This window comes from Streptomyces kebangsaanensis, from assembly GCF_001906585.1.
Classification (GTDB): Bacteria; Actinomycetota; Actinomycetes; order Streptomycetales; family Streptomycetaceae; genus Streptomyces; species Streptomyces kebangsaanensis.
Genome location: NZ_JUJA01000076.1, coordinates 4,576 through 8,674, shown reverse-complemented (window position 1 = coordinate 8,674; position 4,099 = coordinate 4,576). Strand labels below are relative to the sequence as shown.

The 4,099-nt window shown below is 70.5% G+C and carries 4 protein-coding genes and 2 pseudogenes; 4 read left to right on the top strand and 2 right to left on the bottom strand.

The window, feature by feature from the left end:
• Positions 1–230: pseudogene (locus RH94_RS43020) on the top strand (hypothetical protein); the annotation flags it as partial.
• Positions 231–520: 290 nt separating this feature from the next.
• Here RH94_RS43020 and RH94_RS11045 read toward each other — a convergent pair.
• Together RH94_RS11045 and RH94_RS11040 are read right to left on the bottom strand one after the other, a co-directional pair.
• Positions 521–1,102: a transposase gene (locus tag RH94_RS11045; protein ID WP_234425687.1), complete on the bottom strand. Its 582-nt coding sequence runs from the start codon at positions 1,100–1,102 to the stop codon at positions 521–523.
• Entirely contained in the window at positions 1,099–1,617 is a 519-nt protein-coding gene (locus RH94_RS11040; protein ID WP_079188986.1) for a winged helix-turn-helix domain-containing protein, read from the bottom strand. Before RH94_RS11040 ends, RH94_RS11045 begins: the two co-directional genes overlap by 4 nt.
• A 103-nt stretch (positions 1,618–1,720) precedes the next feature.
• Between RH94_RS11040 and RH94_RS11035 the strand changes: the two genes are divergently transcribed.
• From RH94_RS11035 to RH94_RS11025, 3 genes and pseudogenes are all read left to right on the top strand, one after another.
• The gene (locus RH94_RS11035) at positions 1,721–2,293 is read left to right on the top strand and encodes a PIN domain-containing protein (protein WP_143203993.1); all 573 of its coding nucleotides are present in this window, start codon (positions 1,721–1,723) and stop codon (positions 2,291–2,293) included.
• A 77-nt stretch (positions 2,294–2,370) separates the two neighbouring features.
• Positions 2,371–3,438 (top strand): integrase core domain-containing protein, encoded by a 1,068-nt coding sequence (locus RH94_RS11030; protein ID WP_073947432.1) that lies wholly within the window; start codon positions 2,371–2,373, stop codon positions 3,436–3,438.
• 55 nt (positions 3,439–3,493) lie between these two features.
• A pseudogene (locus tag RH94_RS11025) lies at positions 3,494–3,928 on the top strand (IS6 family transposase); the annotation flags it as partial.
• Positions 3,929–4,099 lie beyond the last annotated feature (171 nt).

Sequence of the window (4,099 nt, the reverse complement as noted above, 5' to 3'; positions counted from 1 at the left end):
GGCGGGTCCCGCTGATCGACGGGGGCGCCTACCTCGGTGTGCTGCTGCTCTGCGCCGGCGTTTCCTCATGGGCCACTGGCTCGGACGCGCCGGTCGACGAGGCGTTCGTCATGGCGATCCTCGCCCTGCTCACTCTCCAGCTTCCTTCCGCGTGGCTTTTGAGCTTCTACCGGGCCCGTGACCTCGACGTCGTCCTCACCCGGAACGGAATCGGCACAAAGGCCGCCTGAGTGGCCGGGCTGGAACTCCACGGTTTCCCTCCAACGCGGCGACGGCAGCGGCCTGACCAGGGACAGCATGAAGCATAAGGAGGCGGTAGCGGTGGTCGGCCGCCAGGCGGACCTTGGCGGTCGGCCCGCCGCGCGAACGGCCGGCTCCGCTGCGCGCCGCCGCGCCTTGCGGCGTCGGCGCACCAGGCGGCGTGCCTCTCGGGCCTCCAACCCGGCGTCGGCGTCCGGAGCGCAGGCCGGGGCTGCCGGGGTGGCTTCTGAGGTTTTCGCGTCGGGGTGCGTTGCTTCTGTCATAGCGTCAGGACGAGGCCGGTCTCGGCGACCAAGCCGTCCAGGAGGCCCGGGCGGTACTGCATCCGCTTGAGCCGGGTCCGTATCAGCGCGGCGAGTTGGTCGGTGGTGCAGGCGGCCAGGTTGGCCAGCGTCTTCTTCAGGCTCGCCCACACGCCCTCGTCAGGGTTCAAATCCGGTGCATAGGGCGGGAAGTGGAATACCGTCAGCCAGGAACGTGCGGTGAGCAGGGCACGCATCGCGCGGTCGGTGTGCTGGGTGGAGTTGTCCCACACCAGCACGATCGGCCGGCACCCGAGTTCCTGGTGCACTGCGTCCAGGAAGGCCGCCAGGTCCGACTCCTGGAAGCCCTTCTTCTCACCCCTGCGGCCGGGGTGGCGCACCAGCATCCGGTACACGAGCCGGGTGCGCTCCCCGGGGCGGCAGCACACCGCACTGACCAGGGACACCCGCCCGCCGCCCCTGCCGGTGACCTTCACCACCGGAGTGGTGCCCCGCACCGCCCAGGTGCGGGCCCTGGGCGGGCGCAGGCCCTGGCCGGACTCGTCGGCGAAGCACAGCCAGGCGCCCCGCTCCCTCACCGTCGTTCCACCACCGGCCAGACTTCCTCGACCCAGGTGGCCACCGCCTGCTCGTCGCGTTCGGCGGCCCGGTGCACCGGCACCTGCGCCGTGAAGCCCATCTGCCGCAGCAGCCGCCAGGTCTGCGGCACACTGAGCGAGATGTGCCAGCGACGGCCGATGACGGTGGCCACCCGGGCCAGCGTCCAGCGCTGGTCCTCGACCCAGCCGTGCGCCGCCGGGCCCTGCTCCAGCAGGGCGGCCGGCTCCGGGCGCCACTGCGGCTTGAACCGGCTGGACGGCCCGCTGGGCCCCCTCGAGCGCAGCGCCTCGATCCCGCCCTCGCGCCATCGGGCGTGCCAGGCCCGGGCCGACTTCGGCGAGATGCGCAGCCGCTCGGCGACCTGCGGCGGCCGCATCCCCCGCGCGAACATCTCGGCGGCCTCCAGCACGGCGAGGTAATCCCGCTCGATCGCGTCGAGCTGGTCGAGGAGGCGCTCTCGGTAGGTCGGCGGGAGGGGCTTCTTCTGCGGCATCCGCCGATGATGGACCACCCCACTGACATCCCCGTCCCTGCCAAGTCCTGCCACCGAGGAAAACCCGTGCACCAGGGACCTGTTGGGGGCCTACGCTCCCGTCATGTACAGCAGCACCTATCCCCTGCCGTTGACCGGCGGCGGCTTCCGGCTCGGAGTCTTCGACACCTCGGTGCTCACCCAGGACGTCACCGCGGCGCTGAAGCGGGGCCAGCCGTCCTCGATCCTCGCCGGGATGCGGCACGGAACGCTGCGCGGGTTCATCCCGCACTACGTGTGGGCGGAAGTCCCCCGCGTGCTGGCCGACCGCAAGCGCGAGGGCGGCACCTTCGATCTCGCCCGAGCGGAGCGGCTGTGGTGGCAGCAGTACGTGCCGCTGCTGCACGTCGTCTGCGTGGACGGGCTGCCCATGACGGCGGCCGCCGACAAACTCGCCCACGAGGACCTGAGCGACGTCGGCATCCTCCAGCTCGCCGGCGTACTCGCCCCCGTCGTCCTCCTGGCCGCCGACCGTGACCTGATCCGCCAGGGCGTCGCCATTCCGAACTGGGAAGCCGTACGGGGTGTGCTGGGCAGGATCGGCAAGGCGGAGGCGGGCATGCAGGGCAGCACCACCACGATCGTGGGAGCCGGATACGGCCTGGTCGGAGCCGTGCGGCTTGCCCGAGCCCCGTAGTGCTTCAAAACCCCTTCACAGCGGCTGACCTCGGGTGATGCGCCCGGCCGGACGACCATCCGGCATGATCGGGTCTCGTGCTCGTACGGATGATCTACCTGTTCGCTACGCGGATCTTCGCGTGGCTCGCCCTGCTGGGCCGATCCTTCGCCGCAAAGAACGTCAAGATATTGATCTTGCGGCACGAGGTCGCCGTGCTCCGCCGCCAGGTCGCCGCACCGAAGCCCACCTGGCCGGACCGCGCACTGCTTGCCGCACTCGCCCGGCTGCTGCCCCGGTTGCTGCGCGGGCACCGGATCGTCTCCCCGCGCACCCTGCTGACCTGGCATCAGCGGCTGGTCAGGGAGAAATGGAGCCAGCCGCCCTCGCCGGGTCGACCACCGATACCCGACGAGCTACGCGACCTGATCATCAGGCTTGGCACCGAGAACCCCCGCTGGGGCGCACGCCGCGTCCACGGCGAGCTGCGCCGACTTGGCCACAAGGTCAGCGCCGCGACCATCCGCCGCCTCCTGCGCGAAGCCGGCCTCGGCCCGGCACCGCGACGACAACCAGCCGGCCGAGAGTGGACCGCATTCCTCAAGGCCCAGGCCCACGGCCTGCTCGCGACCGACTTTTTCCATGTGGACACCATCGGCCTGCAGCGGCTGTACGCCCTGTTCGTCATGGAGGTCCGCACCCGCACCGTCCACATCCTCGGCGTCACCGCCCACCCCACCGCCGCCTGGGCCACCCAGCAGGTCAGACAGCTCCTGTGGCAGCTCGGCGACCGAGTCTCGGACTTCACCCACCTGATCCGCGACCGAGATGCGAAGTTCACTGCCGCCTTCGACGCCGTCTTCGTCAGCGAGGACATCACCGTTGCCAAGATCCCGCCGAGGAGCCCGGACTGCAACCCGCACGCCGAACGCTTCGTCCGCTCCGCACGGGAGGAGTGCACCGACCGGTTCCTGATCTACGGCCGCGGCCACGCCGAGAAGATCCTCCACGAGTACGCGACCCACTTCAACCGGCATCGGCCTCACCAAGGCCGAGATCAGCTTGCTCCCCTCGACGACCCGAAGGTCATCCCCTTCCCCACGGCCCGAATCCAACGCCGACAAGTCGTCGCCGGCCTCATCAACGAGTACCGCCCGGCAAGTTGACCACCCGAGACCGACGCAGTTCAGAGGCTGTGAAGCCATTTTGAAGCGGTACGGGGCCGTCGACGCCGACGGCAACGTGCTCGACATCCTGGTCCAGTCCCGCCGGGACAAGGCCGCGGCCCGGCGCTTCTTCCGCAGGCTGCTGAAGAAGACCCGCACGGTGCCGAGGGTGATCGTCACCGACAAGCTCCGCTCCTACGGCGCGGCCCACCGCGAGGTCATGCCCTCCGTGGAACACCGCTCGCACCAGGGCCTCAACAACCGGGCAGAGAACAGCCACCAGCCGACGAGGCAGCACGAACGCGCCATGAAAGGCTTCCGCAGTACTGGTGGGGCCCAACGGTTCCTGGCCGCGTTCAGCGGCATCTCACCGCGCTTCCGGCCCCGCCGCCACCTGATGACCGCCCCCGGCTACCGCACCGAGATGACCATCCGCTTCACCCTCTGGGACCAGATCACCGGCGCCGCCGGCCGGCCCACCACGGCCTGAGAACGAAAGCCGGAACCCGGCCCCACCACACCCGACACGCCGTCAGGCGCTCACACCCTCAACAACGTGACAGCGCCCCCGCCGCCCCTTGCTTGCACCGGCCTCGGCATCTCCGGCCCCACCGACACCTGGCACCGGCACGTCCACGACCAGCCGACCGCAGGCTGCTCC

Bases quoted from the DNA above. Each gene is read 5' to 3' on its own strand.
- RH94_RS11040 (WP_079188986.1), bottom strand. From the start codon at position 1,617: ATGCCGCAGAAGAAGCCCCTCCCGCCGACCTACCGAGAGCGCCTCCTC.
- RH94_RS11035 (WP_143203993.1), top strand. From the start codon at position 1,721: ATGTACAGCAGCACCTATCCCCTGCCGTTGACCGGCGGCGGCTTCCGG.